The organism is Streptomyces sp. NPDC051976 (assembly GCF_040680795.1).
Classification (GTDB): Bacteria; Actinomycetota; Actinomycetes; order Streptomycetales; family Streptomycetaceae; genus Actinacidiphila.
Genome location: NZ_JBFAXL010000041.1, coordinates 21,016 through 45,829 on the forward strand (window position 1 = coordinate 21,016; position 24,814 = coordinate 45,829).

At 72.7% G+C, this 24,814-nt stretch carries 21 protein-coding genes and 1 riboswitch; of the genes, 18 read left to right on the plus strand and 3 right to left on the minus strand.

The features are described 5' to 3' along the window. Nucleotides 1-344 precede the first annotated feature (344 nt). Complete coding sequence (locus tag AB0M29_RS31540; RefSeq protein ID WP_365388946.1) at nt 345-1,571, plus strand: alginate lyase family protein; 1,227 nt, start codon at nt 345-347, stop codon at nt 1,569-1,571. Between the two features lie 140 nt (nt 1,572-1,711). On the opposite strand, the gene AB0M29_RS31545 is transcribed toward AB0M29_RS31540, so the two are convergent. Continuing rightward, nucleotides 1,712-2,947 (minus strand): MFS transporter, encoded by a 1,236-nt coding sequence (locus AB0M29_RS31545; protein ID WP_365388845.1) that lies wholly within the window; start codon nt 2,945-2,947, stop codon nt 1,712-1,714. A gap of 40 nt (nt 2,948-2,987) precedes the next feature. On the opposite strand from AB0M29_RS31545, the gene AB0M29_RS31550 reads away from it, so the two are divergent. The 11 genes from AB0M29_RS31550 to AB0M29_RS31600 all read left to right on the plus strand — a co-directional run bounded on the left by AB0M29_RS31550 (nt 2,988) and on the right by AB0M29_RS31600 (nt 13,598). Then, on the plus strand, nt 2,988-4,223 hold the full coding sequence (locus AB0M29_RS31550; RefSeq protein ID WP_365388949.1) for an ROK family transcriptional regulator: 1,236 nt from the start codon (nt 2,988-2,990) through the stop codon (nt 4,221-4,223). Between the two features lie 420 nt (nt 4,224-4,643). Next, a riboswitch (FMN riboswitch) is annotated at nt 4,644-4,774 on the plus strand. Between the two features lie 146 nt (nt 4,775-4,920). Continuing rightward, nucleotides 4,921-6,021, plus strand: coding sequence for a bifunctional diaminohydroxyphosphoribosylaminopyrimidine deaminase/5-amino-6-(5-phosphoribosylamino)uracil reductase RibD (gene ribD, locus AB0M29_RS31555; protein WP_365388847.1), 1,101 nt, complete (start codon nt 4,921-4,923; stop codon nt 6,019-6,021). Nucleotide 6,022: 1 nt separating this feature from the next. Next, nucleotides 6,023-6,631 carry a riboflavin synthase gene (locus AB0M29_RS31560; protein WP_365388850.1) on the plus strand — a complete coding sequence of 203 codons (609 nt, stop codon included), beginning with the start codon at nt 6,023-6,025 and terminating at the stop codon, nt 6,629-6,631. Continuing rightward, on the plus strand, nt 6,628-7,314 hold the full coding sequence (locus tag AB0M29_RS31565) for a nicotinamide mononucleotide transporter family protein (RefSeq protein WP_365388852.1): 687 nt from the start codon (nt 6,628-6,630) through the stop codon (nt 7,312-7,314). Before AB0M29_RS31560 ends, AB0M29_RS31565 begins: the two co-directional genes overlap by 4 nt. After that, complete coding sequence (locus tag AB0M29_RS31570) at nt 7,311-8,603, plus strand: bifunctional 3,4-dihydroxy-2-butanone-4-phosphate synthase/GTP cyclohydrolase II (RefSeq protein WP_365388855.1); 1,293 nt, start codon at nt 7,311-7,313, stop codon at nt 8,601-8,603. The genes AB0M29_RS31565 and AB0M29_RS31570 overlap by 4 nt, the downstream gene beginning before the upstream one ends. Before the next feature lie 57 nt (nt 8,604-8,660). Continuing rightward, on the plus strand, nt 8,661-9,146 hold the full coding sequence (gene ribH, locus AB0M29_RS31575) for a 6,7-dimethyl-8-ribityllumazine synthase (RefSeq protein WP_365388858.1): 486 nt from the start codon (nt 8,661-8,663) through the stop codon (nt 9,144-9,146). Between the two features lie 33 nt (nt 9,147-9,179). Further along, nucleotides 9,180-9,452, plus strand: a complete 273-nt coding sequence (locus AB0M29_RS31580; protein ID WP_365388860.1) for a phosphoribosyl-ATP diphosphatase — start codon at nt 9,180-9,182, stop codon at nt 9,450-9,452. A 111-nt stretch (nt 9,453-9,563) separates the two neighbouring features. Continuing rightward, a complete protein-coding gene (gene hisG / locus AB0M29_RS31585) occupies nt 9,564-10,412 on the plus strand; it encodes an ATP phosphoribosyltransferase (protein WP_365388862.1) in 849 nt (282 codons plus the stop codon). Further along, entirely contained in the window at nt 10,412-10,939 is a 528-nt protein-coding gene (locus AB0M29_RS31590) for a PH domain-containing protein (RefSeq protein ID WP_365388864.1), read from the plus strand. Before hisG ends, AB0M29_RS31590 begins: the two co-directional genes overlap by 1 nt. A gap of 203 nt (nt 10,940-11,142) precedes the next feature. Continuing rightward, nucleotides 11,143-12,474 (plus strand): hemolysin family protein, encoded by a 1,332-nt coding sequence (locus AB0M29_RS31595; RefSeq protein WP_365388866.1) that lies wholly within the window; start codon nt 11,143-11,145, stop codon nt 12,472-12,474. Then, nucleotides 12,471-13,598, plus strand: a complete 1,128-nt coding sequence (locus tag AB0M29_RS31600; RefSeq protein WP_365388868.1) for a hemolysin family protein — start codon at nt 12,471-12,473, stop codon at nt 13,596-13,598. Before AB0M29_RS31595 ends, AB0M29_RS31600 begins: the two co-directional genes overlap by 4 nt. A gap of 12 nt (nt 13,599-13,610) precedes the next feature. Here the strand turns inward: AB0M29_RS31600 and AB0M29_RS31605 are convergent, their stop codons facing one another. Both AB0M29_RS31605 and AB0M29_RS31610 read right to left on the minus strand, forming a co-directional pair. Beyond that, nucleotides 13,611-15,509, minus strand: a complete 1,899-nt coding sequence (locus AB0M29_RS31605) for an AAA family ATPase (RefSeq protein WP_365388871.1) — start codon at nt 15,507-15,509, stop codon at nt 13,611-13,613. Between the two features lie 445 nt (nt 15,510-15,954). Beyond that, nucleotides 15,955-16,575, minus strand: a complete 621-nt coding sequence (locus AB0M29_RS31610) for a hypothetical protein (RefSeq protein ID WP_365388873.1) — start codon at nt 16,573-16,575, stop codon at nt 15,955-15,957. Nucleotides 16,576-16,685: 110 nt separating this feature from the next. Here AB0M29_RS31610 and AB0M29_RS31615 point away from each other — a divergent pair, with 110 nt between their 5' ends. The 6 genes from AB0M29_RS31615 (at nt 16,686) to AB0M29_RS31640 (ending at nt 24,782) form a co-directional block, all read left to right on the plus strand. Further along, nucleotides 16,686-17,804 (plus strand): Xaa-Pro peptidase family protein, encoded by a 1,119-nt coding sequence (locus tag AB0M29_RS31615; protein WP_365388875.1) that lies wholly within the window; start codon nt 16,686-16,688, stop codon nt 17,802-17,804. Nucleotides 17,805-17,966: 162 nt separating this feature from the next. Continuing rightward, entirely contained in the window at nt 17,967-19,385 is a 1,419-nt protein-coding gene (locus AB0M29_RS31620) for a peptidase C39 family protein (RefSeq protein WP_365388877.1), read from the plus strand. 250 nt (nt 19,386-19,635) lie between these two features. After that, entirely contained in the window at nt 19,636-20,877 is a 1,242-nt protein-coding gene (locus AB0M29_RS31625; RefSeq protein ID WP_365388879.1) for a carbohydrate-binding protein, read from the plus strand. A gap of 284 nt (nt 20,878-21,161) precedes the next feature. Next, nucleotides 21,162-21,977 (plus strand): SAM-dependent methyltransferase, encoded by an 816-nt coding sequence (locus tag AB0M29_RS31630; RefSeq protein WP_365388881.1) that lies wholly within the window; start codon nt 21,162-21,164, stop codon nt 21,975-21,977. A gap of 38 nt (nt 21,978-22,015) precedes the next feature. Beyond that, nucleotides 22,016-24,148 (plus strand): EAL domain-containing protein, encoded by a 2,133-nt coding sequence (locus AB0M29_RS31635; protein ID WP_365388950.1) that lies wholly within the window; start codon nt 22,016-22,018, stop codon nt 24,146-24,148. 58 nt (nt 24,149-24,206) lie between these two features. Beyond that, nucleotides 24,207-24,782 (plus strand): 3'-5' exonuclease, encoded by a 576-nt coding sequence (locus AB0M29_RS31640; protein ID WP_365388883.1) that lies wholly within the window; start codon nt 24,207-24,209, stop codon nt 24,780-24,782. The last annotated feature ends 32 nt before the right edge of the window (nt 24,783-24,814 follow it).

Sequence of the window (24,814 nt, forward strand, 5' to 3'; positions counted from 1 at the left end):
GATTCCCCCGTGCGCGCCCGCCGGACCCCTGTCCTCCTGTGGTGTGACGTCTTCCGCCAGGAGCCCCGGAGTCTGCCGTGAGTGCCCCGGCCTCCACCTCCCGCCGCGAACCCCGGTGAATCGCGGTGAATCGCGGTGAATCGAGTCTTTCCGGGCAGATTCAGCCCACTGAACCCCACACCTGACATGAACGGATCCTGTCCAGGCCATTGCCGTGGGCGGAGGCTGACCCTACGCTCCAACGATTGTAAGAGTGAACGAAGTTCATATACCTGATTGGAGTGGTGATGAGGAGAGGACTCCCCATGCTGTTCGCCGCCGGGCTCGCGCTCGCGGCGACGCTGATGTCCGGCTCACCGGCGGGGGCGGCACCGCACCACCGTCCCGCCCCGCCGGTCCGCCAGGCGCCGAAGACCGTCGTGCTCGACGGCGCGCGGCTGCGCCAGGCGAGCATCGCACTGCACCACGGCGACAAGGCGCTGACCGCCACCCTCGCCCAACTGACCGCGCAGGCCGACCAGTGGCTCGGCCAGGGCCCGTGGTCCGTCATGGACAAGCCGCAGACCCCGCCCGGCGGCGACAAGCACGACTACCTCAGCCAGGCCCCGTACTGGTGGCCGACCCAGCCGAAGACCGCGGACAACCCCTGGGGCTGCCCGTACGTGCAGAAGGACGGGGTGCGCAACCCCGACGTGGACACCATCACCGACCACGACGGGCGCGGGAAGGTCTTCACCTCCGTTTACACCCTGACGCTGGCCTGGTACTACACCGGCAGGGCGGCCTACGCCGAGCACGCCGCGCAGATCCTGCGGACCTGGTTCACCGACCCGGCGACCCGGATGAACCCCAACCTCGACCACGGCCAGATCATCCCCTGCAAGACCGACGGCCGGGCGATCGGCATCATCGACTTCTCGCAGCAGTTCACCGACGTCCTGGACGCCACCGCGATCCTCGACACCGGCGCCCCCGGCTGGACGAAGAGCGACCACGCCGGAATGCAGAGCTGGTACGGCGACTTCGAGACCTGGCTCGGCGGCACCTTCGCCGCGGACGAGGCGAACGCCGCCAACAACCACGGCACGTTCTTCGACATGCAGCTCGCCGCGCTCCAACTGGCCACCGGCCACCGGGACCTGGCCCGGCAGACGGTGATCGCGGCCAAGGCCAAGCGGATCGACCCGCAGATCGCCGCGGACGGCGGCCTGCCGCAGGAGCTGGCCCGCACCCGCAGCTACCACTACACGACCTTCGACCTGCTCGCCCTCACCCGGCTCGCCGACATCGGCCGGCACGTGGGCGTGGACCTGTGGAACTACCGCAACCCGGCGGGCGCGGGCATCAAGCAGGCGGTGGAGTTCCTGCTGCCCGCCGCCACCGGCCGAGCGGCCTGGGCCTACCCCGAGTTGGAGTTCCAGCGCTTCGCCGCCAGTGACGTGGTGCGCGCGGCGGCCGACGCGGGCGACGCCAAGGCGAAGGCGGCCGTGCCGCTGCTGGAGGCGCCGCCGGGCGGTGACCTGTGGCCGCTGCGACCGGCCGCGGAACAGCTCGACCCCATCTCCGGCTGATCCCCACGGACTCGGCGCGGACCCCCATAACGCGCCGGGGCGCGACGGCCGTACGTACGCCATCCGTACGGCCGTCGCCGTTCCCCCTCGCCTCGCCTCGCCTCGCCCCGCCTCGCCCCGCCGTGCCGTCGTCCGTCCGGCTACTCGGCCGCGGCGGGCAGACCCGCGGCCGCGGGGTCGGGGGAGCCCGCCACCGCTTTGCCCGGCGGCGGCTTCACGACGCCGGCGCCGAGGACCAGCCCCAGGGTCAGCACGGTGACCAGGGTGAAGGAGACGGTCAGCGAACTGGCTCCGGCGATACCGCCGATCGCGGCGGGAGCGATCAGACCCGAGGTGTACGTCACGGTCGCGACGCCCGCGATCGCCTGGCTGGGGTTCGGGCCGCGCCGCCCGGCGGCGGCGAAGCAGAGCGGGACCACCACGGCTATCCCGACGCCCAGCAGCGCGAACCCCGCGATCGCCGGGACCTGGTGGTGCGAGGTCACCACCAGCGTGCCGCCCAGGGTGGCGACCACCCCGCCGGTCCGCAGCGTGGTCACCGGGCCCAGCCGCCGTACCGCGAGGTCACCGAAGAGCCGGGTGACCGCCATGGTGCAGGAGAAGGCGGTGTACGCCACCGCGGCGATCCCGGGGGAGGCGCCCGCGATGTCGCGCAGGTACACCGCGCACCAGTCGGCGCTGCCGCCCTCGGCGAAGACCCCGCAGAAGCCGATGGCGCCGATGACCAGAGCCGCCCGCGGCGGGAGGGCGAAGCGCGGCGGGGCGTCCTCGCCGGCGGTGGGCCTGATGTCCGGCGCCCCGGCGCAGACGGCATAGCCGGTGACCACCAGCACGGCGGCCATGGCGCCGAGGTGGACCCGGGCGTCCAGTCCCGCGTGGGCCGCGGGCACGCCGATGGCCGCGCCGACCAGGGTGCCCGCGCTCCACATGCCGTGCAGCCCGGACATGATGGACTTCCCCTTGCGCTCCTCGATCTCCACGCCGAGCGCGTTCATCACCACATCGGCCATCCCCGCGCTCGCGCCGAAGGCGAGCAGCGCCAGGCAGAGCCAGGGCAGGCCGGGCATGAGCGGGGGCAGTGCGAGGACCGCGCACCACAGCCCGAGCAGCAGCCGCAGTGCCGCCCGCGAGCCGAGCCGGTGCATCAGCCGTCCGGCCAGCGGCATCATCAGTGACGAGCCGATCGCCGGGCAGGCCAGGGCCAGTCCGAGCGCGGCCGCGCTGAGCCCGAGGTGGTCCTTGATCCACGGGATACGGGTGGCGAAGGTGCCGGCCGCGGCTCCGTGCACGGCGAAGACGACGGCGATGGTCAGATGGGCCCGGCGGACGGCGGGCGGAGTCGCCTCGGTGGCGGCGGCGCTCTTCATGCGGCTCATGCGGCGTAAACTATCAGGAAGCCTGCCTGAAAGTTAAGAGATATTCGCCGGGGTCTGGAAGGATCGCCGTATGACCGCCACCCGCGCGCACTCCGGTCGCAACGCGTCGCCGCGTACCGCCCGCGAGATCAACGACCGGCTCGCCCTGCGGCTGCTCCAGGCGGAGGGTCCGCTGACCGCCGCCCAGCTCAAGGAACTGACCGGCATGTCCCGGCCGAGCGTCGCCGACCTGGTCGAGCGGCTCCAGGACTCCGGTCTGATCGAGGTGGTCGGCGAGGCGGGCGAGGCCCGGCGCGGCCCCAACGCCCGGCTGTACGGGATCGTCGCCGACCGTGCGTACGTCGCCGGGCTCGACGTCCGGATCGAGAGCGTCGGGGTGGAGATCGCCGACCTCCTCGGCCGTACCGTCGCCCGCGCCGCACTGCCGGTCGCGCCCGGCACCGACGCCGCCCGGATCGTCGAGGACGGCATCGAGCTGCTGCGCGCGACCGCCCGCGGCGCGGGAGCCACCGCGCTGCACACCGTCGCCTGCGGCGCCCCCGGTCTGGTCGACCCGGTCACCGGGCGACTCAGCTCCTCCGGGGCGCTGCCCGCCTGGCACGGCGACCTCGTCGACGAGGTGCGGGCGCGGCTCGGCGTGCCCGTCCTGCTGGAGAACGAGGTCAACCTCGCCGCCGTCGCGGAACAGCGGCTCGGCGCCGCCCAGGACGGCGACACCTTCGTGCTGCTCTGGCTGGGCGGCGGCGTCGGCGCCGCCGTGGTGCTCGACGGCCGGCTGCGCCGCGGGGCCTCCGGCGGCGCGGGCGAGGTCGGCTTCCTGCCGCTGCCCGGCACCACCCGGCTGCCCACCGCCACCGACTGCGACGACGGCTACCACGGACTGGTCGGCAGCCGGGCGGTCTGCACGCTGGCCCGCGCCCACGGCCTGCCCACCGGACCCACCCCCGACGCGGCCACGGCGGCGCGGGCGGTACGGGACGCGATCGCGGCCGGACCCGCCGCCGACGCCTTCCTCGAGGAGCTGGCCTCCCGTATCGCCCTGGGCGCCGCCGCGATCTGCGCGGTGCTCGACCCGGGACGGGTGGTCCTCGCCGGAGAGGTCGGCCAGGCGGGCGGCGACGCGATCGCCGAACGCGTCGCCGACCACCTCGCCCGCCTCTCCCCCCTCCCCACCCTCGTCCAGGTCAGCGCGGTCGAGGGCGGCGCGGTACTCCGCGGCGCCGTGGTCTCGGCGATGGACGCGGCCCAGGAGGCGCTCTTCGCCCCAACTGGATAAGGAGCCCGCTGCCGCGGGATGTCCCGACGCCTGGGCGCCGCGGTGCGGTTGGCGTCCGGGCGGGTCCGCGCCCGTGCGCATTCGCGGCGCGGTCCCCGCGCCTGCCCGCTGCCGCGGCCCGGCTCGTGCCCGCGCGTCCGAGGCGGCGGGCGTTCTCGCCGGGCGTCTCTGCCACCTCTCGCCGCAGGCGTGTCTCCGCGCCCGCCCGCTGCCGCGGCGCCTGAACGCCTCAGGCGGCTCCGCCGCCTCTCGCGGCACGTGCATCACTGGTGTCCCGCCGCGCTGCGTGGCGGGGTGCGTCCCCCGGACGGCCGTGGTGTCCAGGGCGTGGGACGGGTGACCACCTTGTGAGTCAGACCACAGGTAATGGCTGGATCGGGGGTTGCCTTGCGTGGCACACTGATCTCGTACCAGTGACGTTTGCGCACTCCGGGGTCGGTGTAATTCCGAACCGGCGGTTATAGTCCGCGACCCGTCCGCAGCCAGCGGCCGGTTGACCAGGTGAAATTCCTGGACCGACGGTGAAAGTCCGGATGGGAGGCAGTGCGCGGCGGGCGTTCACTCGGGTACGCCGCCGTCGGCGGGCGACATGCGCGCAGCGCGTTCTCGTCCGCGGTCGTCCCAGGCGTCCCGGTGTGCGGTGTTCCCGTCCAGTCCCACGCCCCGGAGTCCGTGCCCGATGAGGCAGGAGGACCCGGTGGCCACCGCCACGGAAACCGACGCGATGCGACGCGCTGTCGCGCTGTCCGCACGCGCCCTCGGCGACACCGCCCCCAACCCCGTCGTCGGCTGTGTGATCCTCGACGCGAGCGGCACGCCCGTCGGCGAGGGCTGGCACCAGCGCGCGGGCGGCCCGCACGCCGAGGTGCACGCACTGCTGGCGGCCGGTGAGCGGGCCCGCGGCGGCACCGCCCTGGTCACCCTCGAACCCTGCAACCACACCGGCCGCACCGGCCCCTGCGCCCAGGCGCTGATCAAGGCCGGGATCGCCCGGGTCGTGTACGCGGTCGCCGACCCCAACCCGTCCGCCTCCGGCGGCGCCGCCACCCTGCGCGCCGCCGGCGTCGACGTCGAGGGCGGCCTGCTGGCCGCCGAGGCCGAGGCCGTCAACATCGCCTTCCTCACCTCCGTACGCCTCGAACGCCCCTATGTGCGCTGGAAGTACGCCGCCACCCTCGACGGCCGGATCGCCGCCGCCGACGGCTCCAGTCGCTGGATCAGCTCGGCCGAGTCCCGCGCCGACGTCCACCGGCTGCGCGCCGAGGCCGACGCGGTCGTCGTCGGCTCCGGCACCCTGCGCGCGGACGACCCGCACCTGGCGGTCCGCGGCATCGACGGCGTCACCCAGCCGCTGCGCGTCGTCGTCGACACCCGGGCCGTGATCACCCCCGACGCCCGCGTGCTGGACGACGCGGCCCCGACCCTGGTCGCCGTCGGCAAGGACGCCGACACCGCGCACCTGCCGGGCGTCGACACCGTCGCGCTGCCGTACGGCCCGTCGGGACACGGCGTCGACGTGACCGCGCTGCTCGCCGCGCTGCACGCCCGCGGGGTGCGCTCGGTCCTGCTCGAAGGCGGACCGACGCTCGCCGGGGCCTTCGTCGCGGCCGGCGCCGTCGACCAGGTCGTCGGCTATCTCGCCCCCGCACTGCTCGGCGCCGGGCCCACGGCCCTCGGCGACGCGGGCATCAGCACCATCGCGCAGGCCCTGCGGCTCGACGTCACCGACGTCGCCCGGCTCGGGCCCGATCTGCGCGTCACCGCCGTTCCCACCGCCACCGCCCCTCAGGAGAGCTGAAGTGTTCACCGGAATCGTCGAAGAACTGGGTGAGATCACCGCCGTCGAGGACCAGGGCGACGCCAGCCGCTTCACCGTCCGCGGACCCGTCGTGACCGAGGGCGCCAAGCACGGCGACTCCATCGCGGTCAACGGCGTCTGCCTGACCGTGGTCGAGTTCGGCGACGGCGCGTTCACCGCCGACGTGATGGCCGAGACCCTCAAGCGCTCCAGCCTCGGCGCGCTGGCACCCGGCTCGCGGGTCAACCTGGAGCGCCCGATGGCGCTCGGCGGGCGGCTCGGCGGCCATCTGGTCCAGGGCCATGTCGACGGCACCGGGGCGGTCCTGGAGCGCACGCCCGCCGAGCACTGGGAGATCATCAAGATCTCGCTGCCCGCCGAACTGACCCGCTACGTGGTCGAGAAGGGCTCGATCACCGTCGACGGCATCAGCCTCACCGTGGTCGAGGCGGGCACCGACTACTTCACCGTCAGCCTCATCCCGACCACGCTGGCGCTGACCACGCTCGGCATCAAGCAGCCCGGCGAGCCGGTCAACCTCGAGGTCGACGTCATCGCCAAGTACGTGGAGCGCATGATGGGCACGGGGGAGCCGGAGGCCGCGCGATGAGCGCACTCCACTGGCTCGACAGCGAGGCGTTCACGGCCTTCGACCAGCACGTGATGTGGTCCGACATGATCGGCAACCTGCTGGGACTCGGCGCGCTCGCCCTCGGCTGGCGCCGCGCGATGCTCACCTGGCCGGTGCAGCTGCTGTCCGGTGTGGTGCTGGTGGCCGCCTTCTGGTCCGCGCACCTCGGCGGCGGCGTCGGCAAGCAGTTCGTGGTGATCACCGTCGCCGTCTGGGGCTGGTTCCAGTGGCGGCGCGGCGGCGCCGCGTCGGGCCGGCTCACCATCAGGTTCGCCACCTGGCGGGAGCGCGTCCTGCTGGTGGTCGCCACGGGCCTCGGCACCCTCGCCGTGGCCTCGCTCTTCCTGGCCTACCCGTCGCTGTCCTGGAACCCCTGGCCGGACGCGTACATCTTCACCGGCACCCTCGCCGCGATGTACGCCCAGGCCCGCGGCTGGGTCGAGTTCTGGTTCGCCTGGCTGGCCGTCGACATGGTCGGCGTGCCGCTGAACTTCCACAGCGGGCTGCCGTTCTCCGGCCTCGTCTACATCATCTACTTCGTCCTGGTGATCGTCGGGATGTACGCCTGGTGGCAGCAGACCAGGGCGGACGGATCCCCGGCACCGCACCCCGACGAGACCCGGCCCCACCCGAGCACGCTGACGGAGGGAGTGACGGCATGAACGCCGTGACCGCACTGCATGACGACTGGTACGAAGACGGCGACCTCGCCCTCGACCCCGTCGAGCGCGCCATCGCCGACATCGCCGCGGGCCGCCCCGTGGTGGTCGTCGACGACGAGGACCGCGAGAACGAGGGCGACCTGATCGTCGCCGCCGAGAAGATCACCCCCGAGACGGTCGCCTTCATGATGACCGAGTGCCGCGGGCTGATCTGCGTGCCGATGGAGGTCCCCGACCTCGACCGGCTCGACCTGCCGCAGATGGTCGACGCCAACACCGAGTCGATGCGCACCGCGTTCACCGTCTCGGTGGACGCGAGCGCCGCGCACGGCGTCAGCACCGGTATCTCGGCGGCCGACCGGGCCACCACGATACGGATGCTGGCCGACCCCGCCTCCGAGGCGGCCGACTTCGTCCGCCCCGGGCACGTCTTCCCGCTGCGCGCCCGCACCGGCGGCGTGCTGGTCCGCAACGGCCACACCGAGGCCGGGGTCGACCTGGCGCGGCTGGCCGGTCTGCGCCCTGCGGCGGCCATCGTGGAGATCGCCCGCGAGGACGGCACCATGGCCCGGCTGCCGGAACTGGTCCCCTTCGCCCGCAAGCACGGCCTGTCGATCATCTCCATCGAGGACCTGATCGCGTACCGCCGCTCGACCGAGCCGACCGTGCGCCGCGAGGCCGAAACCACGCTGCCCACCGTCTACGGCGACTTCCGCGCCCACGGCTACCGCAGCACCGTCGACGGCGTCGAGCACATCGCGCTGGTCGCGGGCGACATCGGCGACGGCACCGACGTCCTGGTCCGGGTGCACTCCGAGTGCCTGACCGGCGACGTGTTCGGCTCGCAGCGCTGCGACTGCGGCCCGCAGCTCCAGGCGGGGCTGCGCAAGGTCGCCGAGGAGGGCCGCGGGGTCGTGCTCTACCTGCGCGGGCACGAGGGCCGCGGCATCGGCCTGATGTCCAAGCTGCGCGCGTACGAACTCCAGGAGCGCGGCCGCGACACCCTCGACGCCAACCTGGAGCTGGGCCTGCCCGCCGACGCCCGTGACTACGGCGCCGCCGCGCAGATCCTCACCGACCTCGGCGTGCGCTCGCTGCGGCTGATGACCAACAACCCCGCCAAGACCGGTGCGATGATCAGTCACGGCCTCGACGTGCTGGGCCGCGAGCCGATGCCGGTCGACGCGGGCGAGCACAATCTGCGGTACCTGCGCACCAAGCGGGACCGTATGGGCCACGACCTGCCGTGGCTGGACGCGGGGCAGAGCACCACCTGCGCCAACCAGTAGCACCGACCAGCAGAAAAGCAGACCAGCACACCAGCAAGCACAGAACCGAGGAGAGAAGTGAGCGGTAAGGGCGCCCCCGAGCTGACCGTGAAGAACTGCGGCGACCTGCGTGTGGCCGTGATCGCGGCGCAATGGCACACCGAGGTGATGGACGGCCTCGTGGACGGCGCCGTGCGCGCCCTGCACGACCTCGGCATCGAGGAGCCGACCCTGCTGCGGGTGCCGGGCAGCTTCGAACTGCCGGTCGTCGCGAAGGTGCTGGCCGGTCGCGGCTACGACGCCATCGTGGCGCTCGGCGTGATCATCCGCGGCGGCACCCCGCACTTCGAGTACGTCTCGCACGGCGTCACCGCCGGGCTGACCCAGGTCGCGGTGGAGAGCGGTGTGCCGATCGGGTTCGGCGTCCTCACCTGTGACAACGAGGAGCAGGCGCTGGACCGTGCGGGACTGCCCGGCTCGAACGAGGACAAGGGGCACGAAGCGGTCACGGCGGCCGTCGCCACCGCGACCATTCTGCGCTCCGTGTCGGAACCCTGGCGCTGAGCGGCCGGAGGTTCCCCGTAGGCTAGGACCACCATGGCCAACAAGACATTCGAGGAGCTCTTCGCCGAGCTCCAGCACAAGGCCGCCACCGGCGACCCCAGCACGTCCCGCACCGCCGAACTGGTGGGCAAGGGCGTGCACGCGATCGGCAAGAAGGTCGTCGAGGAGGCGGCCGAGGTGTGGATGGCCGCCGAGTACGAGGGCGCCGACGCCACCGCCGAGGAGATCTCCCAGCTGCTGTACCACGTTCAGGTGATGATGGTCGCCCGGGGGATCTCCCTCGACGACGTCTACTCCCATCTCTGACCGAGCACCAACAGAGCACCCACAGAGCACCACCTGATCCGGCACCGACAGATCCGGCACCACCCGATCCCGTACGACTCCGCGTCACTCCCACAGAAGGAACCCGGTCCCATGCTGCGCATCGCCGTCCCCAACAAGGGCTCACTGTCCGCACCCGCGGCGGCCATGCTCCATGAGGCCGGCTACCGGCAGCGCAAGGAGTCCAAGGAACTCGTCCTCGTCGACCGCGAGAACGAGGTGGAGTTCTTCTACCTGCGCCCCCGGGACATCGCGATCTACGTCAGCTCGGGCCGCCTCGACATCGGCATCACCGGCCGCGACCTGCTGCTGGACTCCGGTGCCAACGCCGAGGAGATCCTCCAGCTCGGCTTCGCCCGCTCCACCTTCCACTACGCCGCCAAGCCCGGCACCGCCGCGTCGGTGGCGGACCTCGACGGCAAGACGGTCGCCACCTCGTACGAGGGCGTCGTGGAGAAGCACCTGGCCGACAGCGGCGTCGAAGCCTCGGTGGTGCACCTCGACGGGGCCGTCGAGACCGCCATCCAGCTCGGCGTCGCGCACGCCATCGCCGACGTGGTCGAGACCGGCACCTCGCTGCGGAACGCCGGTCTGGAGATCTTCGGCGAGCCGATCATGGAGTCGGAGGCCGTGGTGATCCGCCGGGTCGGCGCCGACGGCGACGACGCCAAGGTGCAGCAGTTCCTGCGCCGCCTCCAGGGCGTCCTGGTCGCCCGCCGCTACGTGATGATGGACTACGACATCCGCGTCGAGCAGGTCGAGCGCGCCGTCGCGCTCACCCCCGGCCTGGAGTCGCCCACCGTCTCCCCGCTGCACCACGAGGGCTGGGTCGCGGTCCGCGCGATGGTCCCCAGCAGCGAGGCCCAGCGGATCATGGACGAGCTGTACGACCTCGGCGCCCGCGCGATTCTGACCACCGGCATCCACGCCGCCCGGCTGTGATGACCGCGGAGGACGGCTCCACCGACCGGGCGGACGACACGGCGGCGGCGCTCGCGCTGCTGCCCGTCACCTTCCGCCCGGTCGTCACCCGGGTGGTGCTGCTGAGTCTCGGGGTCGCCCTGCTGGTGGCGCTGAGCACCGTCGCGGTGCTGATGCCGCACGACGGCGCGTCGCCCTGGAGCACCGGCGACCGGATCGTCGTGGTGCTGATCGGCGTCGTGGTGCTCGGCGCGCTCGCGGTGCTCAGCCGCCCCAAGGTGGTGGCCGAGCGCGACGGCCTGACGGTGGTCAACCTGACGGTGCGGCGGCGGCTGCACTGGGCCGAGGTGCTCGGGGTGGTGCTGCGGCCCGGCGACGCCTGGGTCCATCTCGACCTGGCCGACGGCACCACGCTGGCGGTGATGGGCATCCAGCCCGGGATCGCCCGTGAGCAGGCGCTGCGCGACGCCCGGCTGCTGCGCTCGCTGGCCGAGACGCTCAGCCAGCCGGGGGCGGACAGCGGAAGCCCGGCCACCGGACCGCGGTGAGCCGACCGGCCGCCGTTCTTCGCGCGCGCGGCGGCAATAAGTACTCTGGGGACGAACGGCGCCGACCGCGCTCGCCCCGCACCATCGGTGCACCGCCCGCGGGGCCCCGACGAACCGAGGAGTGACACTCACACCCCGATGGACGAACCGTCCGGTAGTACCTGCGCCGCCCCTCCCTCATGGCATTTCGGAGCGGCGGCATCATGAGCACCTCCCTGCTGCTGCTCGCAGCGGCCCTCGTCCTGATCCTCGCCAACGGCTTCTTCGTCGCCGCCGAGTTCGGCCTGGTGACCGTGGAGCGGCCCGCCGCGGAACGCGCCGCCGCCGCTGGTGACCGCCGGGCCCGCAGCGTCGTGGCGGCCCTGCGCAAACTCTCCTTCCAGCTCTCCGGCACCCAGCTCGGCATCACCATCACCTCGCTGGTCGTCGGCATGCTCGCGGAACCCGCCCTCGCCGACCTGCTCACCGGCCCGCTGACCTCGGCCGGGCTCCCCGAGGGTGCCGCGCCCGGCATCGCCGTCGTGCTCGGCATGATGATCGCCTCCGCCGTCCAGATGGTGATCGGCGAACTGGTCCCCAAGAACTGGGCGGTCTCCCGCCCGCTGGCCGTCGCCCGGGTGGTGGCGGGACCGCAGCGCGCCTTCTCCCGCGCCTTCCGGCCGGTCATCGAGCTGCTCAACCGGGCCGCCAACCGGCTGGTGCGGATGCTGGGCGTGGAGCCCGCCGACGAGCTGGCCTCCGCCCGTACCCCCACCGAACTGGTCTCGCTGGCCCGGCACTCCGCCCTGGCCGGGGCCCTGGAGCAGGACACCGCGGACCTCTTCGTCCGCACCCTGTCGCTGGGCGACCTCACCGCGGAGAACGTGATGACCCCCCGGGTGCGGGTCAGCGCGCTGGAGGACACCGCGACCGCCGCGGACGTCCTCAACCTCACCCGCGCCACCGGCCTGTCCCGCTTCCCCGTCTACCGGGAGCGGCTCGACGACATCGTCGGCATGGTGCACCTCAAGGACGCGCTCGCCGTCCCGGCCGACCAGCGCGACCGCACCCCCGCGGGCCGGATCGCCGTCGCCCCGCTGCTGGTTCCCGAGACGCTGCCCGGCCAGCTCCTGCTGGAGATGCTGCGCAGCCAGCAGCCGATAGCGGTGGTCGTCGACGAGTACGGCGGCACGGCCGGCGTGGTCACCCTGGAGGACATCGTCGAGGAGCTGGTCGGCGAGGTGCGCGACGAGCACGACGCCGCCGACCTGCCGGAACTCGCCCAGGCAGCGCCCGAGTCGGGCCTGCCCGCCTGGGACGCCGACGGCAGCTGCCGGATAGACACCCTGGCCCGGATAGGTCTGCGGGCCCCCGAAGGACCGTACGAGACGGTCGCCGGACTCGTCGCCGACCTGCTGGCCCGCATCCCCGAACCGGGTGACGAGGCCGAACTCCCCGGCTGGCGGCTGCGGGTGCGCGAAGTGGCCCACCACCGCGCCGAACGCGTCCGGATCGTGCGTATCGCACCCGACGCGGGGGAGGAGACGCCGGTATGAGCGCCCTCCAACTCCTCTTCGCCCTGCTGCTGGTACTCGGCAACGGCTTCTTCGTCGGCGCCGAGTTCGCCCTGGTCTCCGTGCGCCGCAGCCAGATCGAACCGCTGGCCGCCGGCCAGCGCCGGGCCCGTACCGTGCTCTACGGCCTGGAACACCTCCCCGAGATGATGGCCGCCGCCCAGTTCGGCATCACCATCTGCTCGCTGACCCTCGGCGCCGTCGCGGAACCGACGGTCGCGCACCTGCTGGAGCCGGTGTTCTCCGCCCTCCGGATGCCCGAGGACCTGGTCCACCCGATCGGCTACGTGCTGGCACTGGCCGTGGTGGTCTTCCTGCACCTGGTGATCGGCGAGATGGTGCCGAAGAACCTGGCGATGGCGGCGCCGGAGAAGACCGCCCTGTGGCTCAGCCCCGGACTCGTCGGCTTCGCCCGGGTGTTCCGCCCCGTCATCGCCGTGCTGGGGACCTGCGCCCGGCTGATCCTGCGGGCCTTCAGGGTCGAACCCAAGGACGAGGTCGACGCCGTCTTCACCAGTGCCGAACTGACCGTCCTGGTCGAGGACGCCCGGCAGGCGGGGCTGCTCGACCACGACGAGCAGGAGCGGCTGGAGGACGCGCTGGAGCTGGGCACCCGCCCGGTCACCGAAGTGCTGCTCGCCCCGGCCGACCTGGTCACGCTCGCCCCCTCGGCCACCCCGCGCGAGGTCGAGGAGCTGACGGTACGCACCGGCTACTCCCGCTTCCCGATCGCCGCGACCGGCGGCGACCCGGGTCAGGGCGGCGCCGGGGAGCAGGACGGGGCGGCGCTCGGGTACCTCGGCTATCTGCACGTCAAGGACGTCCTCGACGTGGAGGCGGTCGACCGCCCGGTGCCGCAGCGGTTGTGGCGGCCGATCACCACCCTGCGCGCCGACCTGCCGCTGGACGACGCGCTCACCGCGATGCGGCGGGCCGCCTCGCACCTGGCGGCGGTCGCCGACGCCTCCGGCCGGGTCCTCGGCCTGGTCGCCCTGGAGGACGTCCTCGAAATGCTGGTCGGCGAGGTCCGCGACCCGTCCCACCGGGATCCCGCGGTGCCCGCCCCCTCGCCCGCACCCGCCGACCCGGGGGAGCTGGTGAGCTGAGGGCTCCCGCGGCTACTCGGCCGCGTCGGGCGGGGTCACCCCGGGGCCCCGCCCGGACAGCACCTCGCCGTACGCCTGCATCAGGTCGGGCAGCCGCAGTGTGGACAGCTCCTCGCGGCTCGGGGTGGCCGGGTACTCCGACAGCCGCAGGTCGCGGTAGGCGCAGCTCTTCTCGTACAGCGTGCGCAGCAGGCGGCCGTTGCCGAGTTCGTCGATCCAACCCTGGTCCACCACGTGCCCGGCGATGGCCAGCAGCTCCTCCAGCGCCTCCTCGTCCCACTGGTCGCCGTTGTCGGCCGCCAGCACCTGGCCGATACGGGTCAGCTCCAGCGGGCGGTAGCTGGGGAAGTCGACCCGGGTGGTGAAGCGGGAGCTGAGACCGGGGTTGGCGGCGAGCAGCCGGTCCATGCCCTCGGGGTACCCGGCCAGGATGACCACCAGCCGGTCGCGGTTGTCCTCGGCGCGCTTGAGCAGCACCTGCAGGGCCTCGTCGCCGTACGCGTCGCCCTTGCTGTAACCGGAGTTGGACAGCGCGTACGCCTCGTCGACGAACAGCACACCGCCGAGTGCGGAGTCGATCAGCTCATTGGCCTTCACGGCGGTCTGGCCGAGGAACTCGCCCACCAGGTCGGAGCGTTGGGCCTCCACCAGATGGTCGCCGCCGAGCAGGCCGAGGGCGTAGAAGACCCGGCCGAGGATGCGGGCCACGGTGGTCTTGCCGGTGCCGGAGGGGCCGGAGAAGACGAAGTGGCGCTTGGGCGGCTGGACCGGCAGGCCCTGCCCGGCCCGCAGCCGGGCCATCCTGAGCTGCGCCGAGAGCGCCCGCACCTGGCGCTTGACCGGCTCGAGCCCCACCATGCGGTCGAGTTCGGCCAGGGCCTGGGTGAGCAGCACCGGATCGGAGCCGCCCATCGGGAGCTGGCTGGGCAGTCCGCCGCCCAGTGGGGACGTGGACCGGTCCCGTACGTCCTCGTCCAGCGCGCCGCCGGTCAGCAGCGCCTCGTCCGGGTCGGGTCCCGGCGCCGCGGAGACGCCGCCGTCGCCGGGGTCGCCGAGCAGCGCCGCGTCCAGGTCGCCGCCCTCGGGCATCGCCTGGCCGCTCCCGGCCAGTGACACCGCGGCCAGGCCCGCGCTCTCGTCCAGCCCGTCGTCGGTCTCGTGGATCGCGGCGAGCCGGGCCGCGGTGTCCATGAACGCCGGGTCCACCCGGTGCACCGCGCGGTACAGCGGCACGGCGGCGGCGGTGCGGCCGGTGCCCTCGTAGGCGCGGGCCAGCCAGTAGCGCAACTCCTTGCGCTGCGGCTGCTCGCTGCGGCAGCGCATCAGGGCCGCGGCCAGCAGCGGCTCGGCCTGGCCGCACATCTCCAGCCTGACCCGGGCCATCCCGCCGAACAGGCCCGCCTCGATGCCCAGTACGGGGTCGCCGAGCAGCGGCTCGGTGTGCCGCACCAGCCGCTCCCAGTCCTTGACCAGGTAGTCGCGGCAGGCGTACAGAAAGCGCACCTGCGGGTCGGTGTCGACCGGAGGGCAGTCCGCGAGCGCCCGGTCCAGCTCGGCGACATGGCGGCCGTCCAGCCAGTGCGAGGCGTGCGCCAGCAGCAGGTCGCGGCTGGTCTCCAGCACCGGCTGCACCCACCAGCCCAGCCAGTACCAGGAGTTGAGGGTGCGGCGGTGGGCGGCGCGCTGCTCGCCGAAGCGGTCCCGGTGCCGGTACATCTGCAGCAGCGCCGTCGCGGTGTCGGCGCGCAGCGCGTGCAGGCCGAGCCAGGCGTCCGCCATGCCGGGGTCGATCCGCACCGCGGACCGGAACTCCTCCTCGGCCTGTACGTAGGCGCCCATCGTGTACGCGTCCACGCCGCGCAGCCACGCGAGATCGGCCGGGGCGCCCGGACGCTCGGTGCCGAAGTCCATCAAGTCCCCACCAATCGTTCCCCCGCGCCACGCCGGACCGCTGCCCCTTCGGCCCCCAACCCCTGGTCCCGGGGCGGGAGTTGGAACAGGCAGCGGCACACCCCCGGCCGCCGCTCCCGCCCGTTTCGCATCGTACCCGCGATGTCGTGCGGGCCGTAGGGTGCCGCGAGGCGTCGGCCGGGAGCAGCCGGTGGCGGGGGCTTCGACGGACGGCCGCCGAGCGGTGACGCTGCGTGAGGAAACAGGGGCCTCGACGGGCCGATCACGGCCTGGAGACAGGACGAAGCCCCCGGTCACGGGGGAACAACCGGGGGCTCCGCGTTCACTGAGCGGTCGTTCACAACCGCTTGTTGAAAACGTAATTGCTGGATACCCGGCCGGTCAAGCGGTGCCGACCGACATCCGCACGGGTGTCACGCGGCAGCGGCGCACCGCCGTCGAGTCGTCACCGCGGGTGACCGCCGGGCGGCTCCGGACGGCGGGTGGCGGGGCCCGGAACCGCCCGATATCCGTCATCCGTCTGATGGACCAGGAGATCCGCGAACGGGCGTGAGGGGTCCGCCGCGAAGTGGTCGTCCTCGTCGCGGGTCCACCCGGTCCAGAAGTGCGCCAGCTCGGGTCCGTCGCGCAGCAGCCCGCGGCGCCGGGCGGTCGCCGGGTCCACCTCCAGCCACAACAGCCGTGCCAGGTACGGGCGTACCACCCGCCGCCCGCTGCCCACCCCGTCGAGCAGCACCACCGGCGCCGCCGGGATCTCCCGCTCCCCGGCGAACCGGCGGGCGGTCCAGTCGTAGCGCTGATGGCGGGCGGTACGGCCCTCGGCCAGCGGTCCCAGCACCTGGGCCGCCAGCCGCTCCTCCCAGCCGAACGGCTCGGTGTGGGTGGCCAGATCGTCCAGATGGACCACCGGCGCGCCGCCGAGCCGCTCGGCCAGCCGCCCGGCGAGTGTGCTCTTGCCGGAGCCCGCGTGGCCGTCCACGGCCACCAGCCGCACCGGTCCGCAGGAGGGGGTGAGCGCGGCCAGCGCGTCGGCCAGCGGAGCGAGAGCGAGACCGTCGTCGTCCATGGACCGCAGCGTAGGGTCTGCCGCCCCGATCTCCACGGCGGCTCTCCACGCGCGCGGCTCGCCACCGCGCATCGCTGCGGCGGGGGGCGCGGCGGATTACCGTGGACGGCGTGACAGACTCCGCGCTCCACCCCGCCGATCGCCTCGCACTCGCCCGCAAGGCCACCGCCGACGCCGGGCTCGACGTGATGCTCGTCTCGCCCGGCGCCGACCTGCGCTATCTGACCGGCTACCAGGCGCTGCCGCTGGAGCGGCTGACCTGTCTGGTGGTGCCGGCCACCGCCGACGCCTTCCTGGTGGTGCCCAACCTGGAGCGGCCCGCCGCGCTGGCCTCACCCGCCGGCGCCCTCGGCATCGACATCGTCGGCTTCGGCGAGACCGACGACGCCTACGCGCTGATCGCCCGCCGCATCCCCGTCGGCGCCATCCGGTTCGCCGTCGACAACCACATGTGGGCCGAGAAGCTGCTCGCCTTCCAGGCCGCGCTGCCCGCCGCGCAGCCGGTGCTCGCCGGGGACGTGCTGTCGGAGCTGCGGATCCGCAAGAACACCGCCGAGGTGGCGGCGCTGCGCCAGGCGGGCGCCGCCATCGACCGGGTGCACCGCAGGATGGGGGAGTGGCTGCGGCCGGGCCGCACCGAGCGCGAGGTCGCCAAGGACATCGCGGACGCCATCGTCGAGGCGGGCCACGAGCGCGTCGACTTCGTCATCGTGGCCTCCGGGCCCAACGGCGCCAGTCCGCACCACGAGGTCTCCGACCGGGTGATCCACAGCGGCGACCCGGTGGTCGTCGACATCGGCGGCACCACCGCCGACGGCTACTGCTCCGACTCCACCCGGACCTACGCGGTCGGCGAGCCGCCCGCCGCGTTCCGCGAGCTGTACGAGGTGCTGCTGCGCGCGCAGACCGCGCAGACCGAGGCGGTACGGCCCGGCGTCACCTCGGAAGAACTGGACGCGATCGGCCGCGACATCATCACCGACGCCGGATACGGCGAGCACTTCATCCACCGCACCGGCCACGGCATCGGGCTGGAGACCCACGAGGAGCCGTACATCGTGGCGGGCGGCAAACGCGCGCTGGAACCCGGAATGGCGTTCTCGATCGAACCCGGGATCTATCTGCCCGGCACATTCGGCGCGCGCATCGAGGATATTGCGGTGTGCACGGAAAGCGGCGGCGAGCGGCTCAATCTGACAGGACGTGACCTGGTGGTTCTCCCCGGCTGAGCGGGCTGCGGGCTTTCAGAGGTCCAGTCCAATATTGGTGTCCGGCGCGCGCCGAGAACCCTGGTGGAAACGGCCGGTGAACGACGATAGTTGTCCCCACCTGCCACGCCTTTCCAAAGGGGCGGCGGGAATTTCCCGTGTCCACCGAGGGGAACACCGCACATGACCAGACATGCGCCCCGGCGTGCCGTGCTGACCGCCGCGCTGGCGGCGGCCGCGGCGACCGCGACGGCGACATCCGCCTCCGCAAGCCCGGCCTCCGCCGCTCCGGCCGCGTCCCCCCGCGCGGCCGGTGCCGCCCCCGCGCGGCACGACGGGGGCGGCGCCACGACCGACGACGCACCCGTCGACTACCACGGCTGGACGTCGTACCCCGACTGGCTGTTCGGCGACCGGTCCGGCACCCGCCCGGTGCCGGGGCGGCGGCCGGGACTGCAGATCGGCCGGGCGACCGGCACCTTCACGTACACCGACCCGCACACCAGCACCACCGCCACCTGGGAGACGGCCACCTGGACCTCCCCGGTACGCCGTCTGCCGCACCCCGCCAGCGAGCTGATCGCCTCGTGGAACGCGGACACCCCGGCGGGCACCTGGCTCCAGGTCGAACTGCTCGGCACCTACACCGACGGCACCGCCACCCCCGCCTACATCATGGGCCGGTGGACCGCGGGCGACGGCCCCGACGACATCCGGCGCACCTCGGTGGACGGCCAGACCGACAACAAGAGCAGCATCTGGACCGACACCTTCTCCATCGACGACACCACCGCGGGACCGCTGCTGGCGTCGTACCGGCTGCGGCTGACGCTGCTGCGCAAGCCCGGCAGCGAGCTGACCCCCACGGTGTGGCGGCTCGGCGCGATGGCCTCGAACATCCCCGACCGCTTCACCGTCCCGGCCTCGGTGCCCGGCGTGGGCGCGGGCATCGAACTGCCGGTGCCGCACTACTCGCAGAACATCCACAAGGGCCAGTACCCGCAGTACGACAACGGCGGCGAGGCGTGGTGCAGCCCGACCTCGTCGACGATGGTCATCGAGTACTGGGGCCGCGGCCCGACCGCCGCCGACATGGCCTGGGTCGACCCCTCCTACGCCGACCCGCAGGTCGACCAGGGCGCCCGCTACACCTATGACTACCAGTACGAGGGCTGCGGCAACTGGCCCTTCAACGCCGCCTACGCGGCGACCTACCGCGACCTGCAGGGCGTCATCACCCGGCTGCACTCCCTCAACGACATCGAGCGCCTGGTGAAGGCCGGGATCCCGGTCATAACGTCACAGTCGTTCCTGGCCTCGGAGCTGGACGGCGCCGGCTACGGCACCTCCGGGCATCTGATGTGCATCGCGGGCTTCACCCCGGAGGGCGACGTGGTCGCCAACGACCCGGCGTGCTCCGCCGACGACCGGGTCCGCAACGTCTACAAGCGGGCCCAGTTTGAAACGATCTGGCTGCGCACCAAGCGGATCAACGCCTCCGGCGGAGTGAGCGGCGGCACCGGCGGTGTCTGCTATCTCTACTTCCCCGCGCACCCGAGCCCCGGGCAGCGCCGCGCGCTCGCCGCGGTCGGCGTGGTCTGACCGCCGCCGGGCCCCGCCCCCGACAACCCCCCGGGGTGCGGGGCCCGGACCTGGGGTTGTGCGGGCGCGGTGGGGCGGGACGGGTTCAGCGGGCCGGTCGCCGTACATGTGGCGGGACGGAAAACGGACTCAACGGGCAAGTGGTAGAGACCAATTGGTGGATTGCTCTAAAGGTCTGGACCAGCCCATTGACGGGTCCGCGCCAGGGCAGGATTCTGACTGCCACGTTCCCCCCACAGGAGGTTCCGACGTGAACCGCTTCAAAGCACTCGGCTCGGGTGTGGCCGCCGCCGTCCTGGCCGTGGCCGGGCTCGGTACGGCCGCGGCGCTGAGCTCAGGACAGGCCAGCGGAGCCACCGTCTCGCCGAACGCCCTGGGCAACAACTGGTACGCGGCAGCCCCGTATCTGATGCCCACCGACAACAACCCGCCCGACGCGACGGCCATCATGGACGCCACTGGCCTCAAGGCGTTCCAGCTCGCCTTCATCCTGGCCCCCAACGGCGGTGGCTGCAGCCCGACATGGAGCGGCACCAGCCCCGTGTCGTCGGACACCGCGGTGGGCGGCGTCATCTCCGCGATCCGCGCCAAGGGCGGCGACGTCTCCGTCTCGATCGGCGGCTACGGCGGCACCAAGCTCGGCCAGGCCTGCTCCGACGCCGCCTCCACGGCGGCCGCGTACCAGCAGGTGATCACCAAGTACCAGCTCAAGGCGATCGACTTCGACCTGGAGGAGCCGGAGTACGAGAACACCGCCGCCGTCGCGCACGAGATCGGCGCCGCCAAGATCCTCCAGCAGAACAACCCCGGCCTGTACGTGTCGGTGACCACGGCGGGTACCGCGGCGGGCACCGGCTGGTTCGGGCAGCAGATGCTCAACGAGGCCAAGTCGCAGGGCTTCACGCCCAACAACTTCTCGATCATGCCGTTCGACGGCGGCTTCAACGGGGCGGCGTCGCAGACCAGCGCGCTCACGGCCTTCAACGGCCTGCTGAAGACCACCTTCGGCTGGGACACCGCGACCGCCTACGCCCACGAGGGCTTCTCCGGCATGAACGGCCGCAGCGACTCCGGCGAGTACTTCTACCAGGCGGACTTCCAGACCGTGCTGGACTACGCGACCAGCCACGGCATGGGCCGCTTCACCTTCTGGTCGCTCAACCGGGACCGGCAGTGCAACCCGCCGGACAACGGCACCACCTCCGGCACCTGCAGCAGCGTGGCGCAGAACCCGTGGGACTTCGCGAAGTTCTCGGTGAAGTTCGCCGGCGCGACGCCGCCCAGCAACCCGCCCACGACGACTCCGCCGACCACCACCCCGCCCGGCGGCGGCAGTTGCACCGTGGCCGAGTGGAGCGCGAGCGCGGTCTACGTCAACGGCAACGAGGTCGCGCACAACGGCCACAAGTGGAAGGCCAAGTGGTGGACCACCAACGAGGAGCCCGGCACCACCGGTGAGTGGGGCGTGTGGCAGGACGAGGGCGCCTGCTGAACCTGTCCGAAAAACGACTGCGGGTCCGTGGCTGATTGTGGCCGCGGACCCGCTTTGTGTGTGCATGTTGTGTGCGTGTCTTCGCAGGTGCGCGTTTTCGCATATGCACATGCCGGTGGTTGTTGTCCAAAAACGGACGTCTCATTTCCGGTTGTGTGTTTCACTCCGAACATGTGATCAGTAGCCTCTCAGGGTAAGCAGGAGCCCCCGACCACGCCGTGGCCCATCGCCGAACAGCCGCCAGTGACGCGTCCGTTGAGCCCCATGACCTGGAGACCGCAACCGTGACCGACCGTCCTTCCTGGGCCCCGCAGGGCATTGATCTCACCGTGCCCAGCGTTTCCCGGATCTACGACTACTTTCTCGGCGGCTCGCACAACTTCGAGGTGGACAGGGAGGCCGCCAGGCTCGCCCTGGAGGTCATGCCGGGTATTCCCAAGATCGGCCAGGCCAACCGCGCGGTGATGCGCCGCGCGGTGCGATTCGCCGCCGACCGGGGAATCACGCAGTTCCTCGACATCGGCTCGGGCATCCCCACCTTCGGCAACGTGCACGAGGTCGCCCAGGCGGCCAGCCCCGGCGCCCGTGTCGTCTATGTCGACAACGACCCCGTCGCGGTCGCCCACAGCCGCGCCGTACTCGACGGCAACGACAACGCCACGATCGCCGCCGCGGACCTGCGCGACCCGCTCAGCATCCTCGACAGCCCCGAGACCAAGGCGATGCTCGACCTCGACAAGCCGGTCGCGCTGCTGCTGGTCGCGGTGCTGCACTTCCTCACCGACGCCGACGACCCCTGCGCGGTGGTCGCGACCCTGCGGGACGCGCTGGCGCCCGGCAGCGTCCTGGTGGTCACCCACGCCACCCTGGAGGGCGGCTCGATGTCCGACGGGCAGCGCGGCGTCCAGGCGGTCTACCAGCGCACCACCACCCCGCTGATCATGCGGACCCGGGCCGAACTGGAACCGTTCTTCGACGGCTTCGACATCGTCGACCCCGGCATCGTCCCGCTGCCCTTCTGGCGGCCCGACACCCCGGTCAACGAGGACGACGACCCCGCCATGCTGCACGGCCTCGCGGGTGTGGGGCTGAAGGCGTGACCGCCGGTCCGGCCGCCGCCGGGAGCGACGAGGGCACCCTGGCCGAAGGGGACCCGGCCGACAGCCTGCGGCGGTTCGCCGCCATCTGGAGCCGGGCGATCTACCCGGTGACCGCCACCTCGATGACGCGCGGCGAGTTCGAGGACCATCTGGTCCCGCTCGCCCGGGTGCTGAGCGACGCCCTGCACGGGCACCCCTTCGACCCGCGCCCGGCCGTCGGCGTCGGCGCCGCGCTGATCGCCGCGCACTGCACCGACCCCGAGGCGCTGCCCAGCATCCTCGGCGTGGTCGACGCCTACCTGGTGCTCTACTGCCCGCCGGGCCCCGGCCTCGCCATCGACGAGAGCCGGGCCCGCTGCGCCCGGCTCCAGCACGCGATCAGCGTCGGCTTCTCCCGGGCGCTGCGCGAACGCACCCTGCGGGAGCAGGAGTCCATATCCAGGGCGGCGCTCAACGCGCAGACCGAGGCGGAAGGCGCGCTGGCGGCCAGCGAAGCCCGGTTCCGCGCGGTCTTCGAGGGCGCCGCCATCGGCATCGGCATCGCCGACCTGGACGGCCGCGTACTGGAGATCAACGACGCGCTCTCCCGGATGTTCGGCAGCGCGTCACACGTCATGCGGCGCAACGTGAGCGAGTGGGTGCACCCCGACAACGCGCCGGGCACCCGCACCCTCAACGCCGAACTGGTACGCGGCGACCGCGAGTCGTACCACGTGGAGAAGGCGTACCCGCGCGCCGACGGCTCGCTGCTGTGGGCCAACCTGCGGGTGTCGCTGATGCGCGACTCCGAGGGCCGGCCGCAGTACCAGCTCGCCCTGCTGGAGGACATCACCGAGCGGCGCGGCCTGGTGCAGCGGCTGCGCCACCAGGCCACCCACGACGCCCTCACCGGACTGCCCAACCGCACACTCTTCTTCGAGGCGCTCGACGAGGCGCTCGCCTCGGACAGCGGCACCAGCCGGATCGGCGTCTGCTACCTCGACCTCGACGGCTTCAAGGCCGTCAACGACAGCCTCGGCCACGCCGTCGGCGACCAGCTGCTGGTGGCCGTCGCCGAACGCCTGCAGTCCTGTGTCACCTCCAACGACCAGCTGGTGGCCAGGATCGGCGGCGACGAGTTCGTCGCCCTCTACACCGACCCGCCGAGCACGTCCGACGTCACCGCCCTGGCCGACCGCATCCTGGACGCGCTGTCGGCGCCGGTGCTGCTCGACGGCCGCGAACTGCCCGTGCACGGCAGCATCGGCATCGTGCACAGCGCGGTCGGCTCCCGTGGCGCCGCCGACGTGCTGCGCAGCGCGGACATCACCATGTACCGGGCCAAGGACATGGGCGGCAACCGGTACGAGATCGCCGACCCGGACGCGGACGCCCGCGCCATCACCCGGCACGGCCTGACCAACCAGCTGCCCAGCGCGCTGGAGCACGGCGAGTTCTTCATCGAGTACCAGCCGCTGGTCGGGCTCGACGACGGCGCGGTGCACGGCGCCGAGGCGCTGATCCGCTGGAGCCACCCGGTGCACGGGGTGCTCGGCCCCGACCAGTTCATCCCGCTCGCCGAGAACACCGGCCACATCGTGCCGCTCGGCCGCTGGGTGCTGGAGGAGGCCGCCCAGCAGGCCAGGGAATGGCAGCGGCAGCACCGCGGCGGCCGCCCGCCACGGGTCAACGTCAACCTCTCGCCCGTCCAGCTGCACCACCCCGAGCTGGTCGCCGAGGTCGCCCGGGTGCTCGACGAGACCGGTCTCTACCCCGGCTCGCTCTGCCTGGAGGTCACCGAGAGCGCCCTCATAGGAGCCGACGAGGACGCGCTCAAGCCGCTGCGCAGAATCGCCGACCTCGGCGTCGAGATCGCCCTCGACGACTTCGGCACCGGCTACTCCAACCTCTCGTCGCTGCGCTGGCTCCCGGTCAGCGTCCTCAAGCTCGACCGGTCCTTCACCCGCGGTATGCGCCGCCACCCCGCCGACCCCGTCGACCTCAAGATCGTCGGCGGAATCGTCTCCCTCGCCCACGCGCTCGGCCTGACCGTCACCGTCGAGGGCGTCGAGACCCGTACCCAGGCCGAACACCTGCGCAACCTCGGCTGCGACACCGGCCAGGGCTGGTACTACGCGAGACCCGGCCCGCCCGAGCGGCTGCACACCCTCAGCCTGGCCGACGCGAGCTGACCGCCCGCCGCCGTCAAATCCCGTGCACCCGCGGTGACTACGCGCGTAGTCTCCGCGGGTGACCACGTCCTACGGTTCCCCGCTGCTGCTGAACGTCGTCGACGTCGAGGCGACCTGCTGGGACGGCGACGCGCCGCCCGGCATGCCCTGCGAGATCATCGAGATCGGCCTGACCACCGTCGACCTCGACGCGGGGGAGCGGACGGCCAGGCACCGCATCCTGGTCCGCCCGGCCCGCTCCACGGTCAGCGCCTTCTGCACCGAACTGACCGGCCTCACCCAGGCCGAGGTCGACGGCGGTCTGGCCTTCGCCGACGCCTGCCGCGAACTGGCGGTACGCCATGAGGCGGGGCGCCGCCCCTGGGCGAGCTGGGGCGACTACGACCGCAAGCAGTTCACCCGGCAGTGCCAGGCGGCGGCCGTCCCGTACCCCTTCGGCGCGCGGCACACCAACGCCAAGGCGGTCTTCACCACCGCCCGCGGCCTGCGCCGCCGCCCCGGCATGGCGCAGGCGCTCACGCTGGCCGGTCTGCCGCTGGAGGGCCGCCACCACCGCGGCGAGGACGACGCCTGGAACATCGCCGCCCTGGTCCTGGACCTGGCCGCGCGGGGCGACTGGCCGCGGGAGGGATAGCCGGCGCGTTCGGGGGTACGCGGAGCGGGGGC